Genomic DNA, 16,977 nt, shown 5'->3' with positions numbered 1-16,977 from the left:
GCATTGGGATGTACCCGAGTGCTTAAGGTGCTGAGCTCATCGGCCTCTCTCAGATTGCTGGTATTGGGCTGCAATGTCTATGCCCAGGGGTATGAGCTACTGAGTTGCCGAGGAACTAGAGGCAGAGTTCGGAGAAAGTTGAAGAATCTAGGAAATTAATAGGTGTCAAGTATGGGAATAAGGACAGACGAATCAGCGTAGTATGCGCCATATCACAGCATATTTAGTAGCAGATCACACAGTCCCATCAGGCCCGAATAAATCTGAACTTTTCGGTAGCACAGAGAGTCACATAAAGTTATCACCCGCTAATGTGTGCCATTGAACTATTAGCGGGCTTCTTGTTTTGAATACGCACTATGAATGCTGGCGTGTCCTGGGTGGGTAATCGGTGAACCAGTGTGTCGGTACATAAAAAGGGACTACTTGTTGTAGCCCCCGAGACACTCAGTGCATCTTTACTCAAACGTATGTGCGACTCCACTTTGCAAAGGTGTGTCTCTAGCTCAACAGAAACTTAGACGAATTGGAAACTATTGGTCGAAATCGCTGAACTCTCGACTCCCTCAAGAATCGCAATCAGTTCAGGAGTATTCTCCATCTCAGAAAAGATAGCGGTACCTTGCTCAACGGCTCCTAAGAAATAATCTTCAGCGCGACCATGCAATTCAATTGAATCTCCACCCTTCAATTCAAAGTCTTTGATCAGCGCATAATCATCAAGGCCATACGTCGATGCATCACCGTCGCTATAGTAAACCTGTGTAGCATCTCCAAGTTTGAACACATCAGCACCTTGGCCACCGATCAGGACATCAACCTCTCCTTGCCCTGCTAAGGAATCTCCAAATTCAACACCAATCAGTACATCCCGACCACGGCCACCATCAATGACGTCACTGTGGCGTCCACCAACTAGATAGTTACTTTGGGTACCCCCTGTCAGCAGATCATTGCCCTCGCCTCCATAGAGTTCACCTTTGCCGCTCAACGAAAGAACGTCATCGCCCCCTAAACCGGAGATATGACCATTGGCTCGGTCTAAAACATCATTGCCACTTCCCCCTTCTAACAGGCCCTTCTTATCTTGATAGACACGAATGTAGTCAATCACATATTCATTTTCATCTGCTGTAGTGTCATCGGGAGAACCAGCCCATCCGCCAACCGCTAAATTCGACAGCAGATACATGGTTTCTTGAGGAATATCCTCATGGAGAGTATAGGTTTTCTGGCCGTCAATGTAGAAGGTGAGCTTATTCTCTTTCCATTCCACACCATAGGTATGGAACCCCTCGGAGAAATCAGTGCCTGACGTCTGATCATGGTGCATACTTCGACCTGATTCAGTTTCATAATGCACTGTTTGATGGATAGTGCTTGTATCATGGCCCAGAGCTTCCATAATGTCGATTTCTGGAGGCCATCCTCCATCCGTGGGTAGCATCCAGAAAGCAGGCCACATCCCCTGCCCCGCCGGGATTTGAGCACTAATTTCGATGTAGCCGTATTGGAAAGCTGCCTTATCATGACCAGACAGCATCCCAGAAGTCCAGTCAAACGAAGTATCTTTCCCCTGGTTTTCGAGAAGCCACTGATCGACACCTTCAAATGCCTCAATCGGAGTATCTAACCTAGTAGCAACGATACTGAGGGTACCGTCCTCATTGAACTGGAAGGCATCATCTAAGTAATACTGTTCTTCATTGTTGAATGTATTGGTTCGACTACCATAGTAATAGGTCGTATTCCAATCACTGAGGTCATCAACACTGTCGAATGTGTTCTCAAAGGTTACTTCAAAGTTCTTGTTCTTAGTGAATTTCTTAGACATTACCGTTGCTTCTTTGTTGCGTTGTTTTACTTGAGAACACTGCGATTGTGCTCGTGCGGATGAGACACACACTTTGTCATCCGCTGTTGGTATTAAAACCTTGCGACTAGGCAGCAGTGATGGGTGCATCTACTCTGTTAATAACAACGTAGAACTACTGAGTTAGCTGGTTTAATTTGTAGAATCTTTGTCTAGGAAAACCCTGAGTTCAGTTAGAATCTAGAAACTTGACCTGTTTTCTTGCCCTGGCAGCACACATGGTGCTGTGTAGTTTCTTGTAGGCAGGGCATCAGCGACAATAGCGCAAAGACTTCTTCTTACTGAAAATTCACAAACTTTCTCAGTTAGGGCTATCTATACCCTCATCCTATCTCGCCTCGCCCTCAACTTCGCTGAGTAAAGTTCCAGGGGGCAAAGCAAACTGAATCTCCACCCTACGTTGGTCTCGGGTGCGGGTAGCCCGACCAACGTAGAGCCAGGCTCCATCCATGAAGACAACATAGGCCCAGACAGTGGTCCCTTCTGGCGTAGACCAGTTGAAACTTACCCGTCCTGTCGCTGAACCATCGGTATTGATCTGAAGCACTTGGAAGGTTGCTAACTCATCTCTGGCAGGGGTCTTGGGCTCATCATCATCAGTCGGTGCAGATCCATCCACACATATATGGCTGAGATCGATCCGCTCGCCTCCCATATCCATGTAGCAGGCACGAACGGAGGTGTGGGCTGCAACAGTGAGCACTGACAACAAAGCGATAACTGCCAGGGTTCTCATCGTAATGCCTTGTGAAACTGTATCCAAGGGTACCGGAGTGTGTTCAACGAGCAGGCCAGTCTTGAGTATTCGATACTTTCAGCTAACCCCCTCAATACCATCCATTGAGCATTCCTTTGCAACTTTCAAAGACATTCGGATGTCGATACTACAGATTCCTCAGGACAAAAGGGTGCTCACCAGACTCTAAATTCACTTATTTATGTCCCTCGGCTTGCACCTGCCGAGGGATTTTTTCTATAAAAAATGCCCCTAATTGCTTAAGGGCGTTCAGGCTTCATTTTTCATACTTCATTAGCATTCCCAGTCTGACGAAAGGCTATCGCTCGCTATTCCTTGCTCTCCCTGGGCAAACTATGTGCGGCTAGAGCACAGCAAGCATCTCTAGCTGCACATAGCACGACATCCCCCCTGGAAGTCCGCCAATGCTTCTGGGGGTTTATTTCGGAGGTTGCCCACCCACACAAAAACGCCCAGCACACGACCGGGCGTTAGTTAGAACTAGCTAAGTGAGTAGTCGTAGTATAGGACGTATGATGGGCTGCTTCGGGTAGCCTGGATTACGTGACCGGATTGACTTCCCTGCTCTGGCTGCTGTAACACACACTGTACTTCTGGGGGGTTTGTTTTGGGTGGATTATTCACGGAATATTGTCACGGTTAGCGCATTCCGTGAACCTGAGAAATCAGCCGGTTCTTCAGGCTCAAGGAACACGCCATACGCTTCGCCGTTGTCGTAAAATCGGTATCGCGTACTACTTGGCAATGTTTCAACGACGTCCGCGCAAGCTGTGATGTCGTTGTGTGTCTGCTCTATGCCCTTAACTACAAAGTCGCTGTAAGCCGCCCTCGCTTCTTCTGGGCTGCTATGCCGCCATTCAATTATGAGTGTGACAGCATACGGGTAGCTGCCATCTGTAGCTTGGGTGACATCAATGATGACCCAATCCTCGGTCAATGGATCTGCATCGTCGTCCGGGAAAACAGTGCTCTCACCGCTAAGATCCGCGCCAGGGGCATTCGCTCGCTCAATCATTGAAGAAAATCGATGCAGGGCTCTGCACGGCCCTTCGGTTGGCTGAGATTTTGCAGCAGATGGCCACAGTAATAAAAAGGAGCAGCAGACAGCAGCTAGCTTACTAAGTGCCATAATTCAGGTTCTCCATCAGTCGGTGCGCTCATGATAGCGGACGAGATCGGGTATCAGCCCACACACAAAAAAGCCCAGTACAAGACCGGGCGCAACCACTATGGGTGGCAAATGATTGTCCTATAGTACGACATATATCAGGATACTTTGGGTAGCCTGGATTACGTAGCCAGGGGCTCGCCGCGCTCTGGCTGCATGTTACGCATTTCGCCTGGGGGTTGACTGGCTCCCAGGTTTTTTGGTGGGTGGGGTTAGCCTTTTTCGCTGTCGTCAGTGGACTGGTTGCGATCTCGCACCTTTTTATAAACTTCAGGCTTGGTGTACTTCTCAAATTGCACCGCCAGGCCATCCAAAAAACAATCTCTATATAAGTCGCCCTTGCTAAGCCCCTGATCGTTGGCGAGTGCGTCTGCTTTTTCAATAATTTCTCTTGGCAGATTGACTGTGACAGGGATCAGTTTTTCGGTTTTCTTAGGGGGCACGATATCAGCCACGTACAGAACCTAATGATTTTACCGCTCAAATATACCCTAGACACACTGAGCCCGTCTATAGGGTTCTCTAAGGGTTGTCACAAGTGTGTAGGGTGGCTATAATTCATGCAACGTTCTTGAAACGTTTCAAAGGCGTTTTGCGAATTGGGAGGTGATTTGGTTGGGCGCTTGTCATGCCGAAGTTGTAGACGATAGCTCATCAAAAGAACTTCGTTATTCGCAGAAGCAGTTGCTGTCTTTGTCGAGAAAAGTCGCCGGATACAACGTGCCTTCTAACACGCTAAGGACTTGGCGCAATCGACTGGGTGTCAGGATGGGCGACGATCGCTGCTACGGAGAGGACGAAGTTCGCTATGTGCTTGAGTTTCTGGCATTTCGTACCCATGGCTACACGCTACAGCAATACGTTGATTACAAACACGGACAATTTCAGCCCTCAATGGTTAGTTAATTTAAGGAGAATCTAACAATGCCAATTGAAAATAAGAGCACAGAAGCTAAGCAGAATAAAGGCTTTGGGAGTGGCACTGAGGCAAAACAACAAACCAAAGCTACTGCCAACGCTTCTGATATGGCTCTAGCCATTCAAGGATCTATGGGTAATGAAGCGTTAGCCCTTGTGCAGCAAGTGATTGTGGCCCAGGAGCAGGTTGAGGACGCCGCTGCTAATGCGATTGTCCATAATCGTGCACAAATGGGTGCACGCATTTTAGACAAGGTGTGTGCCGAAGTTGTCGAAATGGGCGCAACAGACCGGATTCAGGACCCTGATCAGTATGCGAATCAAGTGGGTCAGGCATTTATGGCGTTGACTGAGCAGAGCCGTTGGCAGAAGTCTGACCCCAGCCAACTGGCTCGAAGCAAAAACTTATTTCTTAGTCCGCAGCAGATGGCTCAACAGGCATTGCCTGGAGCTTAGACAACCTGTCTTGGATATCCGAGATATCTTAGACGCCTTAGATACGCTAGACATACTGAAAATAAAGGTGTCTACGTGTCTTGGAGTCTATCTTGGATATCTCGGATACCGTGTCTAAGCCGAAAAAGCAGGGGTTAAAACTGTCTCAGATATCTTGATCATGATCATCAAAACATCCTGGCTTATCTTGCTAATTGGCGTAGGGGGTCCTGCGTTCTTGAGTTCTCCCGAACTGTCTGATAGTTGGAATGATGCATCTGAGATCAGAGAGCAGCGAAAAGCGCAGGCTCAAAAAGACCGGATGGCAACTATGTATGCCACCCAAGCACAGAAGGATTCAGAAATAGCACTAACCAGGGTCAAGGCTGGATGTGTCCCAGTTGTAGCTAGAGAGACAGGCGGTGATACACGCTTAGCCGAAGGGGTGCAGGTAAAGGCCGCTAGTGACAGCCCTATCCCTCTGGGGGATGGGTCACTTGTCTGCACTAGGTCCGGCGATACGGCTGAGGTGTGGGAAGGGCGCGTTGCGCAGGTAAAACGTATCGGTCCCAGTGATGCCGACGAATACTTAGATTCTTTTTCAAAACAGCCAGGAGCTTATTAAAAAAATGACTTCAAATTCAGGAGCTAGACGGGCTAGCGAAATTGCTACTCTCGGTTTTTGGTTGCTGGCGACCGCTGTATTAGGGGTCGTTTTGTTACTTAACCTCCAGCCGTGGTTTGCGTTGGGCGTAGATTACATGTCCCAAATTGACAAAGGTATTTTGATTAGATTTGCAGACTGGCTGATTGGTGGCAGGGTCGCTAAAGTTTTAGGCCTTATTTTCCTGTTTGCAGCTGCTCGGTCTTTCAAGAAAAAGCCTTGGTTGGCAGCCTGGCTGGTTATGTGCGGCATTGTTTTATTACTAAGCGCCAACACATTGGTCTCAGCAATTGGCGAGTTAGTTGGCTTTGTGTTCTGGAGCTGGATACAAATCATTCAGGTTGCTCCCATGATTTGTCAGTACAGCATTGCAGGACGAAACCGCAGCTGGATGGAGGGTCTCAGGCAGTATCGAAACGCCGCCTATTTGGTCGAAGCGATCGCATGCTTTATCAAGTACCCACCCTATGCCGGAGGAGACACCAGCCGATTGTTAAGCGATCTGACGACTGGGTTTTATCTAGATGCATCTCTCTGGAATTGGGGGAATTTCTTTTGGGCGATCGCAACCATGGCCGCTGTTGAACTAACACTGCATTTTCTGCTGAAAGCGGCTGTTGCCATTCGAGTGACAAGGGTTATGGCGGAGGAAACAGCATGAGTGATTTAACGAAATACACTGAGGCCATCAAACTTGAAGACGACTTAAGCGAGCCAACCCTTGGTAGCGTTATCAAAGATGACACGATACTTATGGGCACCTGGGCGTCTCTGGCGATCGGGTCGTTTTTGTACCTTCAGCCTTTCGGGCTTATCTCACTGGTGGCTTTAGCCTACTTGGGGTATCGCGATGTTAAGGCGACTTCAAAGAAGCAAGCTAAAAAAGAATCTGACAGGAAAGAATCCGAATTAGCTGAAGCAGTTATTCAGCAAGAAGAAAAGCTACTTGAAGCGCAATTTAAGCAGCTTGAATCAACCCAGCCCGAACAGGCTAGAGCTCAGCAGTCCGAGTTTGTAGACAACCCTTGGTTAAAAAACAGGAAGCCGAGATATGAGGGAGAGGTTTATGCCTCTCCTGAAGATAAAGTTTCTAGTCAGTCGGATGTGAGCCCAGAGGTGAAGGTGGAGCAGGCTAGATTTAGGGCTCCTAGTGTCAGTGAATTAACTAAGATCCCTATCCACGAGCGTGCTGAAAAATTACTTGAAGATTTGGCATTATCTGGGTGCGATTTAAGGGGATTGATTCACGATCCGATTGTTGCAGTAACAGGAGAGCAGCAATCAGGTAAGTCCACGCTACTTGTGATCCTGTCTGTTTTCGAGTCTGCGTTATTAGATAAAGAAATTCATTACGCCACTACAGATAGTGATATTTATCCATTTAGATTTACGTCTGTAGTAGATTGCCCTGAAGGCTACAAGGATGAGGTTGAGGCTGTCTCTAAATTGGTCAAAGGCCGTGCTTCTGGTCACTCTTGGTTGTTTGATGAACTGACCAAACAGAGTAGAGAAACAATCACTCAACCACTATGGAATCAGCTATTAACTGGCTTTGTAAAAACAAGGGCGAGTGCTCGGTTAGTTATTCATGGAAAGACTCTGTCGGCCATGGGAGTACCTATGGGCTTTAACGAACAGGCTAAGCAGGAAGCCACTATCTTGAGAGCTAAGCGCATGTCTGAGGCGGTTGGTGTTGCTGAGAGACGCAAGCTGGCTCATGGAGGTCGTTATCCAAGCGGCAAATATGTCTATTTAGAGATGGATTCTGACAAGTTGGCTGATTCGCAAGACTGCATTACCCTTCCTGATTGGTTGCAGTTTGAGCTTAATGATGAAGGCTCTCCTTGTTATGTTCGCTCACTGCTGGCATACTTTCCTGAACTGCAAGGCATGGTACAGCCAAAATCCTATGAGCCCGTTCCCGTCAAGTCGGTTGAAGTTGTAAGCGACGGAATGGATGCAGTTAGAAAATCTTTAGACAATATTTGGTCAGTCAGTGCGCCTCATCCCGCTGCTGAGGAAACATCAACTGATGACTCCGGAATAGAGTCTAATGCTCAAATGTTTGCTTCTTCTGTTGTTCGATACCTAGAAGATAAAGCTGTCCCTAAGATCACTCTGGCTCAATTACTAGCCAATTGCTACGAGCTGAAGAAGTATCTCAAGCTAGGCAGTCACGATGAAGCTATCAGGGCAAAGGGGCGGGAGACTGCCCGGATTCTGACCAAGAAAGCAGCCGCCATGAAGTTGCTCAAGATAGATGAACGTGGCCAGAGTATTACTATTTGGCCGCCTGAAAGCCCATTGTTTGGAGGTGTGCGATGAATAGAAAACCTGTGATATCTATTATTCCTTTCGAGAGATCAAATAAAGAGAATCAGCAGCAGTGTGTTGATGCAATGAATTATTTGGCTGGCACCATAAAGCACAGTCATCCTGATTTATTTGAACAACTGGATTCACTGCAAAGCGAGATCACGAAAAGGCTAGGGCTAGCAGAATGAAACCCGTTTTTCTCTGGCGCACACTCCCCCTGCGCGATCGCGCCAACCTCCCCTCCAAACCCGGACTATACGCGGTTAAACCCAATGAATAACACTAGATTCTCTGATGTCATCGAAATAGTCAGAAATTGTCAAACAATACGAATCACCCCCGCTCAGCTTCAACCTGGGGATGCTTTGCTTATTAACGATCAGATTCGTATTGTCGAAGGCTACAACCCCCAGCGTGGGTGGGCGTTGCGTGCTCCCCGCTTCGAAGAATGTGAAATTGAAAACCCAGCGGTTCGGGTTGGGCTTGGAATGCTTAACGGATTGGCTAAATTTTTAAGCTAGGGGAAATCAAATGTCTAAATACTACAGCCTCCGCCACCACCACCCCGCCTGGCTTGATCGCCTCCGCCACACCTGCCAATTCACTGGCGCACCCGTGGGGAAGTCTCACCAGGGCAAATACCGTGGGTACAACTTTCACCACACTCACAGCGGTGCTTATGGACATGAACGCCCTGGCTGGAATCTTCTGTTACTTACCCCCAAGGCTCACCGGCTAGTTCATGCTCTAGGCGGAGTACCAATGCTGGGCATGGATAAGCGAGCGGTGACCATACAAAACCGCAGAGCTGAGAGACTTCCGTGCCCATGGCTGTGGCGGTATCCGAATCCGTTTCAGAGGATTTTCCATTGCTGGTGCAGGCTGCCAATGATGGCGCGAGGCTTTGGGGTGGTGGCGTTGGTGTTGATTGTTGCCGGAATTCTTCAAGGGAATCTGTAGAACCAAATGATTAACCTCGTTGGTTTAAATAATTGAGCGTCGCCTAGCAACTTTCGGCGGCGTTTTTTTGTGGCTAGAATGGGGGCGTAAATTTACACGGATCTAAGATCCGAGTGAATAGGGAACTCGCGGCGCTGTCTCTCGGGGTGGCGCTTCTTTGTTAGAATCGACAGACTTCAAATCTTTCGCGACTGTTCTTTAAAACGGTCGCTTTTTCATGGCATGTTCGCGGATGCGTGAGGCATACTTGATGTGACCTCCGCTTTCAAAATTTCACCATGGACAATATCACCGCACTGTTTGGGATTGACGCAGTTCTAGCCGTCGCAATTACCACTGCACTTGTTCGGCTTTTCTCTACCGACGTTGGCAAAGAAATTGTTGAACTGAAGAGTAAATACGACGAACTACGAGGCAAGGTGGAAGGTTATATCGAGATGGGCAAGGATGGTTACAGCGCCCAAGAGATTGCTGCTATTCGCCAGGATTTACGAACTCTGCTGAACCGGGGAGGTGATGCAGTTTGACTATTGCCGCCGCCCAAAAAGTCCTTAGCCTCAAGAACAAGCTCAAGCGTGCTGCCAATTTCTCAGCCCTACTCAGTATTAATATCTGGGCAAAGAACAAGGGCCTTCCCCCATTTTTCTCGGTTGAGAACGGCTTCAACTCTGGCTATAGGATCGATGCTAGGGGGATAGGCTACGAGTTTAGCTGGAAGCACTTTCCAGGATTCCCAACATTCTGGTTGGAGCATGTTCAGTCAGGCAAGAAAGCCTGTTTCGGGCTGAGCGAAGACATCGAACAGCCGAGGCCGAGGGACTAATCCCACCCACACCCCACACGCACACCTCATGCCGCCTCTTTTGGGGCGGTTTTTTGTGTTGGGGGTTACGGGGGATATTGGCTCTGTTTCGGCGGGGGTTGTGAACTGGTTAGTCCCCTTTCGGGGTAATGGATTCTGAACTGTAAATGATCAGAAAATGCGCCAGCAAGCACGTCGGTTTCCGTCCCCTTGCGGGGCAAGTGGAATGTAAGCCTGATGAGGCTAGAATCGCAATTTACTCAATGCCAGAGTTTCCGTCCCCTTTCGGGGTAAGTGGAATGAAAGTTTCTTCGTCTTTCAATTGGAGCTGGAATTGGTCTTGGTCTTGTTTCCGTCCCCTTTCGGGGTTTAGGTAATGAAAGTGTGGCTTATGTCTGGGACGAGGAGTACCAGTGGCACATGAAGTTTCCGTCCCCTTTCGGGGTAAGTGGAATGAAAGACTTGCAGATTGAACTAAAGATTTCTCTGCCCCATGTTGTAAGTTTCCGTCCCCTTTCGGGGTAAGTGGAATGAAAGATCCTTAATGGTGGCGTTACGGCCAACGGCAATGGTCATTAGTTTCCGTCCCCTTTCGGGGTAAGTGGAATGAAAGGCACCTTCTGAGGAGCCTTTCCGCTCAACGACTTCAGCCACCGAATACACACGTCAGAAATCCGAAGCGCAATCCATGGCCTCTGATAGCCTTAAGCCTTAACTCTACGATGCAGAGGCCTTACGGACCAAGACCTACACACTTCGCAACGACGCTATGCGGTTTTCAAGGATCTGACTGAAGCGTGTACCTCAGCTAGCGATCACCCTAACCCAACCAACCGGGACCGCGCAACTATGCTTAATATGTACGTAATAATCACGGTACGCTTAGGCTTCAGCCCTCGTTGTCTCTAGGTTTCCTGAAAGCCTATGGACATAGCCGAATGGGTTGGCTATGCTGGGCGAAACCTCTACGATTTGTGGGGGTCTGCCGAACCTCGAAAACCGCATTATTTCGTTGACCCTAGAGAATCGACTGGCATATAAGGGTTGCAGCCTTTTTTGAAGGTGCTTTATTGCAACTGATTCTCAGTTATGCACCCCTGATTTAGACCCCCGCGAAAACGGGTTCTAGAAGCCTTGATATATATAGTTTCCAGAAGGTAGGGGTTCAGATCCCATTACCCCGAAAGGGGACGGAAACACTCAATTGACCTCTTGGCGTTGTTGATGCTTTCTGGTTCAGATCCCATTGCCCCGAAAGGGGACGGAAACACCATTCAATTCGATTGCCAAAAGCAACGCTTCATAATGTTCAGATCCCACTACCCCGAAAGGGGAAACCAACCACACAAAAACAGGGCATACGCATGACGTACACCCTTGCCAAATTCCCTATATGTTACTCGGCTTAGCGGTTTTTCTCCCTAATGCTATAACCAAACGCGTTTACTATAATCACAGTTTTACCGCTAGCTGTCCTAAATCTAACTATCGGGCTGCATTCACAAATTTTTGATGCAGCATTTTGCATATTGGTACCAAATTCTTTTAGCTCTAAATCACTCTGCTTATAAGCCAACGGAGTTACTACAACATCGACCAGTCCCCTGCCATTTTCAATACTGATCTCATTAATCAAAGCCTCTGTAGGGTCTAATTCTGAAGTCACATCCTTAAAAGCTCTAATTTCTTCAGCATCAAATCCTCTCTTATCCTTCTTTTCTCTTTCTGCTTCCTGCTGTGCTGCTATTGCTGCCCTAGCCTGCTCTTGTAATTCTGCGTTTCCCTGACTAGCTTTCCATTCAGATCTAAGTTCAGCACGCCTGACTTCAGTTTGACGATGCTCCAGCCAGGCAACGCCCACCCCGCCGACCAAGATCAAAAATCCTAGACAGCCAGCTGTAATGAGCGCAGGACGTTTCCAGTTGCTAGCGGGTTTACTAACCAAGCTTTTGGCTTTGAACTTTTGACCGTCAGACATAAGAGAACACAGAAACCAGCGCTCTTATTATTCAGCAGGGTGTCAAAACAATTAGCATTAGATAACTACATTCAGACCTTCAGTTAACTAACACCACCCCCCAACCAACCCCACCCCCGACCTTAGTCTCATATGCCAGCGCTGACGTCTCCAAAATGCTCCACTAAGGTCTGGCCGAGAATGAAGGCAAGCGATTGAGGCTATTCAGGCTTACAACGAAGGCAAAGAATTAGGGCAGATGTATCGGCTGTCTGAGGCCAACGTTAGATACCTGTCCGGCTCCCGTTATGGCACTATCAAGGCTGACTTTGTGGTCCACCCTGAGGTAGCTGATTACGACAAGGGTCATGGCTTCAGCGTTCAGCGTGATCGGGGTAAATAGCACCTATATTATTATTTCGTAGCTTCTTCACCCAATGCACACATACAAATAAAATTGTTGATATATATTGATCATTAAGTGTTATGGCTATTGCGATAGTCAATAAATAAAAAAATTATTTATGAATAGAAAAGTTGCAAAAGGAGCAGTCCTAGCTGTCTCCGCTATTTCCTTGTGTGTCGGAGGTTTTATGTTTTATCTAAAGGGTGCTTATGAGAGAGAATTAGAGAGTGATTGGCTAGCGCGCAACACAAGAGACTTGACAGATCAGGATGAAAAAACCCAGAACGTGCTAACAAATGTTATGGGCATATCCCTTGCTGTTTCTGGTGTTACTGCTTTTTTAGGTTTTAGATTGGATTCTCAGCCAGATAAGTCAGACAAAATACTGGAGTAAATGCAGTATTTTGTATTCAGTAATGTACAGTCTTAATCTGAAACTATCTTAGTTGAGGGATCTACTACAAAAACCAACCCCCCAACTCAACCCAACCAATAAACCCGGCCCCGTCCCAGACAGCCGGGTTTTTTGTGCCTGGTTCTCACTCCCCAACCAACCTTTGACGCTGCCCTCTAGCACTCTGGAAGTTCTGGTCTAGAAGCGTGAGCATTTCCCTGGGCAGCTTCTTGGAATTGCTCAAGACTAAAAGTAGCTAGCAATACTACATGGAAACGCAAAGCGTCTTTGAGGGTAGTATCGAGATCTGACACTATGCCCCTCGTGGTCACTTGGATTGAAATATGATGCCTAGCCCATACGATGACGACTTCCGTTTTTTTCCATATCCCGCTGAGCATTCCAACAGTCGCACAAATAACGGCGGCATCAATCTGGTACAAGAGCCACACCGAATAAATGAAATCACTGAAGCGGTTAGATTCCCGGAACTTCGTGCGCTGCTTGTCGAAGTTAATGGCGAAGGAAGCCCATTCATGACTCTTGGCTGTGCGGCTGCAACCGAAAAACAATCTTTTTTAGGGTATATCGAATTCAGCGTGCGCCCAGAGTACGCTGAAAATTCAAGTCATCTATTGAACTTAGACTCTCAGTTTGCTGCGCTTATGAAACAGGTTGGGTCTCCCGAAACCGACTGGGAGAATTACTGCGATCTCACACTTAAATGGGAATCGGCGGTATTTGCCTTTAGGGAAACTCCTGACGTAACTCAGCATAAAGTTACCGTATGGTATAAATTCAACAATCTACAAGAGGCAGCTACGTTTATATCAGCGTTTCATGTATTCCTCATAGACTATGCCAATATTTCGGACTCAGAGCCATAAATGCCTACAAGGCTCAGGCTATTTTGAGGGCGATTGTTACACCATAGGCATCTTGCAGATGATTGCCCCCTTAGCTAGTGAGATCGCACTCTAAACGCTAGCAGCCATCCCCATTTCTTCCTTAAGCCAGTCGGGGTATGTGTCTGGGTTCAGTTTATGTGTCTCAACCCATGGGTTATCAGCCTCGGCAGGGGGGCGTAGACGCATTCATACATCCACACTCCCACCGCACCTTCACTGGCTGCGTCACCGGCACCTCACACTCGGGACACCGGCCAGTGAACAGTGGGTGCCAGTCGAGCATAGCTAGCTGCTGCTCTGGGGTGAGACGAGGGCGGGATTTATCTAGATACGCGACTGGTGTAATAAGAAGGAAGTTATGAGTAAGCTCTTCCTAGCTCTGTCAAATAAACGTTGCCAAGCTTATTCGTGCCCGCTTTTCTGATATAACCGGCTTTGTCTAGGCTTTCTATAATGTCAGCCAATTCACTTAGCCCAATTTCACCAAGGTTTTTCTCGTACTGTAGCCGAGGCACAGCCCTCTCCAGATCCCCTTTGCTGGCATCGGAAATATTCTTGAGTACTTGCTTTTGAACATTATTCATAAGGCCAAACTCCATAAAAATAGGACTTAAAATATAAGGTATCTCTCAGTCCATCCCCTGGGCACCCTATAACCAACCACAGGAGCGCCCATGACCAAACCAAAGCCTTACAAACGACCCCGCAAATGGTGGGGATGGGTGACGCTCGTTATCGCTGGGATTACCTAGCCTTGGACGGTTGCTGAGCGGGTGAGGCGGGGGATTTATGGGCGGAAGTGGCGGCGTTGAGTACTGTGGTTCTTTGCTGCTGATGTGGAGGCACAATGGAGGAAGGGGAAGGAATTAATCTGAAACAGCCTGCCGCACTCTAGAAAAAACATTAAATACAGTGTCATAAAAAAAAAATCGAGAAATACTACTTATGGCGCTACAAGTATATTTAGAAAATGAAGCTAAAATCAGCAGCTCTTACCGCTATTGGAGTAGTAGGTTTTTTGACCTACGGCAGCAGTGAAGGATATGCAGGCAGTCCTGAGGCTAGTGGACGCAACCAAGCGGCTACTTCTAAGACTAGCGGGCTGAAGCAAAGGCAGGGTCGCGCTTATGATGCCCCCTTTGAAAATGGCACAATTGTGACTTTTGCTTACACTGAAGGCTATCCACAACGGACATATCACTACTGTGGAGTAATAAAGTCGTGGAGTGGGACGTATGAAATTACGGGGTGGGTCTGGAACAACTACACGCTTAAACATGATGACGTCCCATTTCACAACATCCCACACGATTCAATTGTCGAAGGGTGCCAGCTTGTTGATTAAATCCTACGAGAGCTAAAGCGCACTTACTTCGTAGATATATCTACGAAGTAAGTGCGCTTTCTAGTTAACACTTTTGGCGAATTAGCTCAAGATAATATAAGTTCTTGTGATTTGCTCACGCTGCTATTCTCCTACTAATCTCTGACGCTGCCCTCTGGCACCTTGGAAGTTCTGATCCAATACACTCAGCATCTCCCTGGGTAACTTCTTGGTGATGTGAGCAGCTGGTTCATGAATCCACTGAGCCTCATTAATGCCCATAGACGAAATCCACTGACGGCAAGCATCATTAGCTTTCTTGCCCTTCCCAAACCCGTAGCGTTTGGATAGCTCAGTAATGGTCACACCATCGTATTTCTCGGCACGACCATGAGCATCAAGAATGACGGTCACTGGCTTCTCCACCTCAATAACCGCTTCAGGCTTACCAAAGGCTAGTGCTGGTAATGCTGGGTTGATGGTAGACAGCATCTGAGTAGCCGAGGCTAAGCGTTCTTTAGCCTGAAGCAAAGCCAACTCTAGCTTCATCTTCTCTAACTCTGCATTCTGAGCAGGAATGACCGTTTCGGCTTCTCTGGTCTTAGCCGCAAAATAAGCTTGGGCTGCTGCAATTTCTGGCTTACGTGGATCGCCATTCATCGCAGTCAGGTATGCACCGTAACGAGTCAGTCTGAAATCATTTATTTCTCGCTTAGCCCCTGAGCCAGTTTCGACCATTTTCGAGGAGCCTCGAAAATGGTCAAACACTTCATTACCAGAGTTTTCACAGGCTAACGTTGCCTTTTCGATAACCTTGCCAAACCGGTCCCATTTTGGATACCCCAAAGGGGCACCTAATTCTCTGGCGTTCCAATACTCCACGCCATGGCTATCAACCCTGCGCAGCTCATCAAATATGGTTTGCGTAGCGACAATGTTAGACATCTCAGTCACCCTCTGGTTTGCCTTCCAATAACAGCCCTTCGTCAGGAGTGAAAACCAATAGATCTCCTGGCGTTATAATCTCGTCTCTTTCTTTTTGGCGATACGCGACAGTCAAGCCGTTGCAGAGCTTATTTAGGACATCGCCTGAAATCTGTTTAACCACATCAGAATTCTTGAGCTTCGACACGGTAACGCGATGAATTCCGGCGATCTCAGCCAAGTCATTGTTTGACAAGTTAATCTCTGCCATTAGCTGTCGCAGTCGCCACTGAATCATGCCTTGAGAACCGAAAAACGCCCTCATCTAGCATCCTCCATAGCTGACTACATTGGTAGCCCTTTGGCTACATTTCACAGTATAGCCTTCAAAAGAAGTCTGTCAAGAAAAATATTAGCTACCTATTGACTTTAGGTAGCGAGCTAGCTACATTAGTAATCAGATAAGAGCAAGGGCCAATTGCTTCTCCGACCAAGAATCAGCAACCAGCCCTCTAAACCAAAACCTTCTGTTACAAGGATTTGACCTAATGAAAACTCTAACCCGCGACCTAGTATTTGTCGCCCCGTTTGATACCGTAATCACCGCCCCATCGGCCCCGCATTGCGATATCGATACCGCCCAGCCCTTCCACGCCATTGCAGACGATGCCCTGGATGTCGTAGCCGATCAGTATTTCATCACGCTCCAGAAGCTAGCCACGTACCAGCCCAGTCCATTCGACCACGATGCTATTCACCCAGAGTGGATGACGTTGGACCTAACGCTGGAACTCAAGCGCCTACCAAGCCCTGCGAAGCCACGGATTGAGGAGTGGGTGTCTGATAACCTACCGGGTTGGCACATCGTTGATTGGGCCATGGCCGAGCCAGATGATGAGTTTGAGCCGATGCCTTTCTAACGATTGCCTTGTGGCCGCTACCTCTACACAGCGGCCCTTACCAACCCTACGGAATTTAGAACGATGCGAATACTCCTATACACGTTGCTGTGGCTTGTTGTTTGTCCCCTATGGCTACTGACTCAAGCCTTGGACAAAGGTAGCTATATCGAAGGTCAGTTCAGTGATCTTGAGGTTCATCTGAAGCTTGAGATTGAGTCGAAGGTCAAAGCCGCTGTTAATGCTTGGGCGGAGGCTTGATGATGACACAC

General features: G+C 47.8%; 22 protein-coding genes. 14 read left to right on the top strand and 8 right to left on the bottom strand.

Going from position 1 to position 16,977, the window contains the following annotated elements:
- Window positions 1–517: 517 nt before the first annotated feature.
- The 4 genes from DXZ20_RS24580 to DXZ20_RS24565 all read right to left on the bottom strand — a co-directional run bounded on the left by DXZ20_RS24580 (window position 518) and on the right by DXZ20_RS24565 (window position 4,253).
- A complete protein-coding gene (locus DXZ20_RS24580) occupies window positions 518–1,834 on the bottom strand; it encodes a family 16 glycosylhydrolase (protein WP_163701631.1) in 1,317 nt (438 codons plus the stop codon).
- 367 nt (window positions 1,835–2,201) lie between these two features.
- Window positions 2,202–2,636, bottom strand: coding sequence for a hypothetical protein (locus tag DXZ20_RS24575; RefSeq protein ID WP_163701629.1), 435 nt, complete (start codon window positions 2,634–2,636; stop codon window positions 2,202–2,204).
- Between the two features lie 610 nt (window positions 2,637–3,246).
- Window positions 3,247–3,759 carry a hypothetical protein gene (locus tag DXZ20_RS24570; protein WP_163701626.1) on the bottom strand — a complete coding sequence of 171 codons (513 nt, stop codon included), beginning with the start codon at window positions 3,757–3,759 and terminating at the stop codon, window positions 3,247–3,249.
- Between the two features lie 251 nt (window positions 3,760–4,010).
- Entirely contained in the window at window positions 4,011–4,253 is a 243-nt protein-coding gene (locus DXZ20_RS24565; protein ID WP_163701623.1) for a hypothetical protein, read from the bottom strand.
- A 265-nt stretch (window positions 4,254–4,518) separates the two neighbouring features.
- Here DXZ20_RS24565 and DXZ20_RS24560 point away from each other — a divergent pair, with 265 nt between their 5' ends.
- The 10 genes from DXZ20_RS24560 (at window position 4,519) to DXZ20_RS24515 (ending at window position 9,914) form a co-directional block, all read left to right on the top strand.
- Window positions 4,519–4,704 (top strand): hypothetical protein, encoded by a 186-nt coding sequence (locus tag DXZ20_RS24560; protein ID WP_163701621.1) that lies wholly within the window; start codon window positions 4,519–4,521, stop codon window positions 4,702–4,704.
- Window positions 4,705–4,722: 18 nt separating this feature from the next.
- Window positions 4,723–5,172, top strand: coding sequence for a hypothetical protein (locus DXZ20_RS24555; RefSeq protein WP_163701620.1), 450 nt, complete (start codon window positions 4,723–4,725; stop codon window positions 5,170–5,172).
- A gap of 217 nt (window positions 5,173–5,389) precedes the next feature.
- The gene (locus DXZ20_RS24550; RefSeq protein ID WP_250565911.1) at window positions 5,390–5,776 is read left to right on the top strand and encodes a hypothetical protein; all 387 of its coding nucleotides are present in this window, start codon (window positions 5,390–5,392) and stop codon (window positions 5,774–5,776) included.
- Window positions 5,777–5,780: 4 nt separating this feature from the next.
- On the top strand, window positions 5,781–6,476 hold the full coding sequence (locus DXZ20_RS24545; RefSeq protein ID WP_163701616.1) for a hypothetical protein: 696 nt from the start codon (window positions 5,781–5,783) through the stop codon (window positions 6,474–6,476).
- On the top strand, window positions 6,473–8,140 hold the full coding sequence (locus DXZ20_RS24540; RefSeq protein WP_163701613.1) for a hypothetical protein: 1,668 nt from the start codon (window positions 6,473–6,475) through the stop codon (window positions 8,138–8,140). The genes DXZ20_RS24545 and DXZ20_RS24540 overlap by 4 nt, the downstream gene beginning before the upstream one ends.
- Entirely contained in the window at window positions 8,137–8,319 is a 183-nt protein-coding gene (locus tag DXZ20_RS24535) for a hypothetical protein (protein WP_163701612.1), read from the top strand. Before DXZ20_RS24540 ends, DXZ20_RS24535 begins: the two co-directional genes overlap by 4 nt.
- An 84-nt stretch (window positions 8,320–8,403) precedes the next feature.
- Entirely contained in the window at window positions 8,404–8,652 is a 249-nt protein-coding gene (locus DXZ20_RS24530; protein WP_163701609.1) for a hypothetical protein, read from the top strand.
- Between the two features lie 10 nt (window positions 8,653–8,662).
- Window positions 8,663–9,091, top strand: a complete 429-nt coding sequence (locus tag DXZ20_RS24525; protein WP_163701606.1) for a hypothetical protein — start codon at window positions 8,663–8,665, stop codon at window positions 9,089–9,091.
- Window positions 9,092–9,369: 278 nt separating this feature from the next.
- The gene (locus DXZ20_RS24520) at window positions 9,370–9,618 is read left to right on the top strand and encodes a hypothetical protein (RefSeq protein WP_163701603.1); all 249 of its coding nucleotides are present in this window, start codon (window positions 9,370–9,372) and stop codon (window positions 9,616–9,618) included.
- A complete protein-coding gene (locus DXZ20_RS24515) occupies window positions 9,615–9,914 on the top strand; it encodes a hypothetical protein (RefSeq protein ID WP_163701600.1) in 300 nt (99 codons plus the stop codon). The genes DXZ20_RS24520 and DXZ20_RS24515 overlap by 4 nt, the downstream gene beginning before the upstream one ends.
- Window positions 9,915–11,298: 1,384 nt before the next feature.
- Here DXZ20_RS24515 and DXZ20_RS24510 read toward each other — a convergent pair.
- Window positions 11,299–11,871: a hypothetical protein gene (locus DXZ20_RS24510; RefSeq protein WP_163701597.1), complete on the bottom strand. Its 573-nt coding sequence runs from the start codon at window positions 11,869–11,871 to the stop codon at window positions 11,299–11,301.
- Window positions 11,872–12,374: 503 nt separating this feature from the next.
- Between DXZ20_RS24510 and DXZ20_RS24500 the strand changes: the two genes are divergently transcribed.
- Both DXZ20_RS24500 and DXZ20_RS24495 read left to right on the top strand, forming a co-directional pair.
- Complete coding sequence (locus DXZ20_RS24500; protein ID WP_163701592.1) at window positions 12,375–12,650, top strand: hypothetical protein; 276 nt, start codon at window positions 12,375–12,377, stop codon at window positions 12,648–12,650.
- A 344-nt stretch (window positions 12,651–12,994) separates the two neighbouring features.
- Window positions 12,995–13,537 carry a hypothetical protein gene (locus DXZ20_RS24495; protein WP_163701589.1) on the top strand — a complete coding sequence of 181 codons (543 nt, stop codon included), beginning with the start codon at window positions 12,995–12,997 and terminating at the stop codon, window positions 13,535–13,537.
- Between the two features lie 377 nt (window positions 13,538–13,914).
- On the opposite strand, the gene DXZ20_RS24490 is transcribed toward DXZ20_RS24495, so the two are convergent.
- The 3 genes from DXZ20_RS24490 to DXZ20_RS24480 form a co-directional block, all read right to left on the bottom strand.
- Window positions 13,915–14,142, bottom strand: a complete 228-nt coding sequence (locus DXZ20_RS24490; protein WP_163701586.1) for a hypothetical protein — start codon at window positions 14,140–14,142, stop codon at window positions 13,915–13,917.
- Window positions 14,143–15,026: 884 nt separating this feature from the next.
- On the bottom strand, window positions 15,027–15,827 hold the full coding sequence (locus DXZ20_RS24485; RefSeq protein ID WP_163701584.1) for a BRO family protein: 801 nt from the start codon (window positions 15,825–15,827) through the stop codon (window positions 15,027–15,029).
- Window position 15,828: 1 nt separating this feature from the next.
- The gene (locus DXZ20_RS24480; RefSeq protein ID WP_163701581.1) at window positions 15,829–16,131 is read right to left on the bottom strand and encodes a helix-turn-helix domain-containing protein; all 303 of its coding nucleotides are present in this window, start codon (window positions 16,129–16,131) and stop codon (window positions 15,829–15,831) included.
- A 223-nt stretch (window positions 16,132–16,354) separates the two neighbouring features.
- Here DXZ20_RS24480 and DXZ20_RS24475 point away from each other — a divergent pair, with 223 nt between their 5' ends.
- Both DXZ20_RS24475 and DXZ20_RS24470 read left to right on the top strand, forming a co-directional pair.
- Entirely contained in the window at window positions 16,355–16,726 is a 372-nt protein-coding gene (locus DXZ20_RS24475) for a hypothetical protein (RefSeq protein ID WP_163701579.1), read from the top strand.
- Window positions 16,727–16,789: 63 nt separating this feature from the next.
- Complete coding sequence (locus tag DXZ20_RS24470) at window positions 16,790–16,966, top strand: hypothetical protein (protein ID WP_163701576.1); 177 nt, start codon at window positions 16,790–16,792, stop codon at window positions 16,964–16,966.
- Window positions 16,967–16,977: the final 11 nt, after the last annotated feature.

It is taken from the genome of Adonisia turfae CCMR0081 (assembly GCF_011009555.1).
Lineage (GTDB): Bacteria > Cyanobacteriota > Cyanobacteriia > Phormidesmidales > Phormidesmidaceae > Leptothoe > Leptothoe turfae.
This window is presented reverse-complemented; position numbering and strand designations above follow the sequence as displayed.

Excerpts from the sequence above, each read along its gene's own strand:
- DXZ20_RS24510 (WP_163701597.1), bottom strand. The coding sequence starts at position 11,871 with ATGTCTGACGGTCAAAAGTTCAAAGCCAAAAGCTTGGTTAGTAAACCC.
- DXZ20_RS24480 (WP_163701581.1), bottom strand. The coding sequence starts at position 16,131 with ATGAGGGCGTTTTTCGGTTCTCAAGGCATGATTCAGTGGCGACTGCGA.
- DXZ20_RS24470 (WP_163701576.1), top strand. The coding sequence starts at position 16,790 with ATGCGAATACTCCTATACACGTTGCTGTGGCTTGTTGTTTGTCCCCTA.
- DXZ20_RS24555 (WP_163701620.1), top strand. The coding sequence starts at position 4,723 with ATGCCAATTGAAAATAAGAGCACAGAAGCTAAGCAGAATAAAGGCTTT.
- DXZ20_RS24485 (WP_163701584.1), bottom strand. The coding sequence starts at position 15,827 with ATGTCTAACATTGTCGCTACGCAAACCATATTTGATGAGCTGCGCAGG.
- DXZ20_RS24500 (WP_163701592.1), top strand. The coding sequence starts at position 12,375 with ATGAATAGAAAAGTTGCAAAAGGAGCAGTCCTAGCTGTCTCCGCTATT.
- DXZ20_RS24530 (WP_163701609.1), top strand. The coding sequence starts at position 8,404 with ATGAATAACACTAGATTCTCTGATGTCATCGAAATAGTCAGAAATTGT.
- DXZ20_RS24535 (WP_163701612.1), top strand. The coding sequence starts at position 8,137 with ATGAATAGAAAACCTGTGATATCTATTATTCCTTTCGAGAGATCAAAT.
- DXZ20_RS24520 (WP_163701603.1), top strand. The coding sequence starts at position 9,370 with ATGGACAATATCACCGCACTGTTTGGGATTGACGCAGTTCTAGCCGTC.
- DXZ20_RS24540 (WP_163701613.1), top strand. The coding sequence starts at position 6,473 with ATGAGTGATTTAACGAAATACACTGAGGCCATCAAACTTGAAGACGAC.
- DXZ20_RS24525 (WP_163701606.1), top strand. The coding sequence starts at position 8,663 with ATGTCTAAATACTACAGCCTCCGCCACCACCACCCCGCCTGGCTTGAT.
- DXZ20_RS24495 (WP_163701589.1), top strand. The coding sequence starts at position 12,995 with ATGATGCCTAGCCCATACGATGACGACTTCCGTTTTTTTCCATATCCC.
- DXZ20_RS24545 (WP_163701616.1), top strand. The coding sequence starts at position 5,781 with ATGACTTCAAATTCAGGAGCTAGACGGGCTAGCGAAATTGCTACTCTC.
- DXZ20_RS24490 (WP_163701586.1), bottom strand. The coding sequence starts at position 14,142 with ATGAATAATGTTCAAAAGCAAGTACTCAAGAATATTTCCGATGCCAGC.
- DXZ20_RS24475 (WP_163701579.1), top strand. The coding sequence starts at position 16,355 with ATGAAAACTCTAACCCGCGACCTAGTATTTGTCGCCCCGTTTGATACC.
- DXZ20_RS24580 (WP_163701631.1), bottom strand. The coding sequence starts at position 1,834 with ATGTCTAAGAAATTCACTAAGAACAAGAACTTTGAAGTAACCTTTGAG.
- DXZ20_RS24570 (WP_163701626.1), bottom strand. The coding sequence starts at position 3,759 with ATGGCACTTAGTAAGCTAGCTGCTGTCTGCTGCTCCTTTTTATTACTG.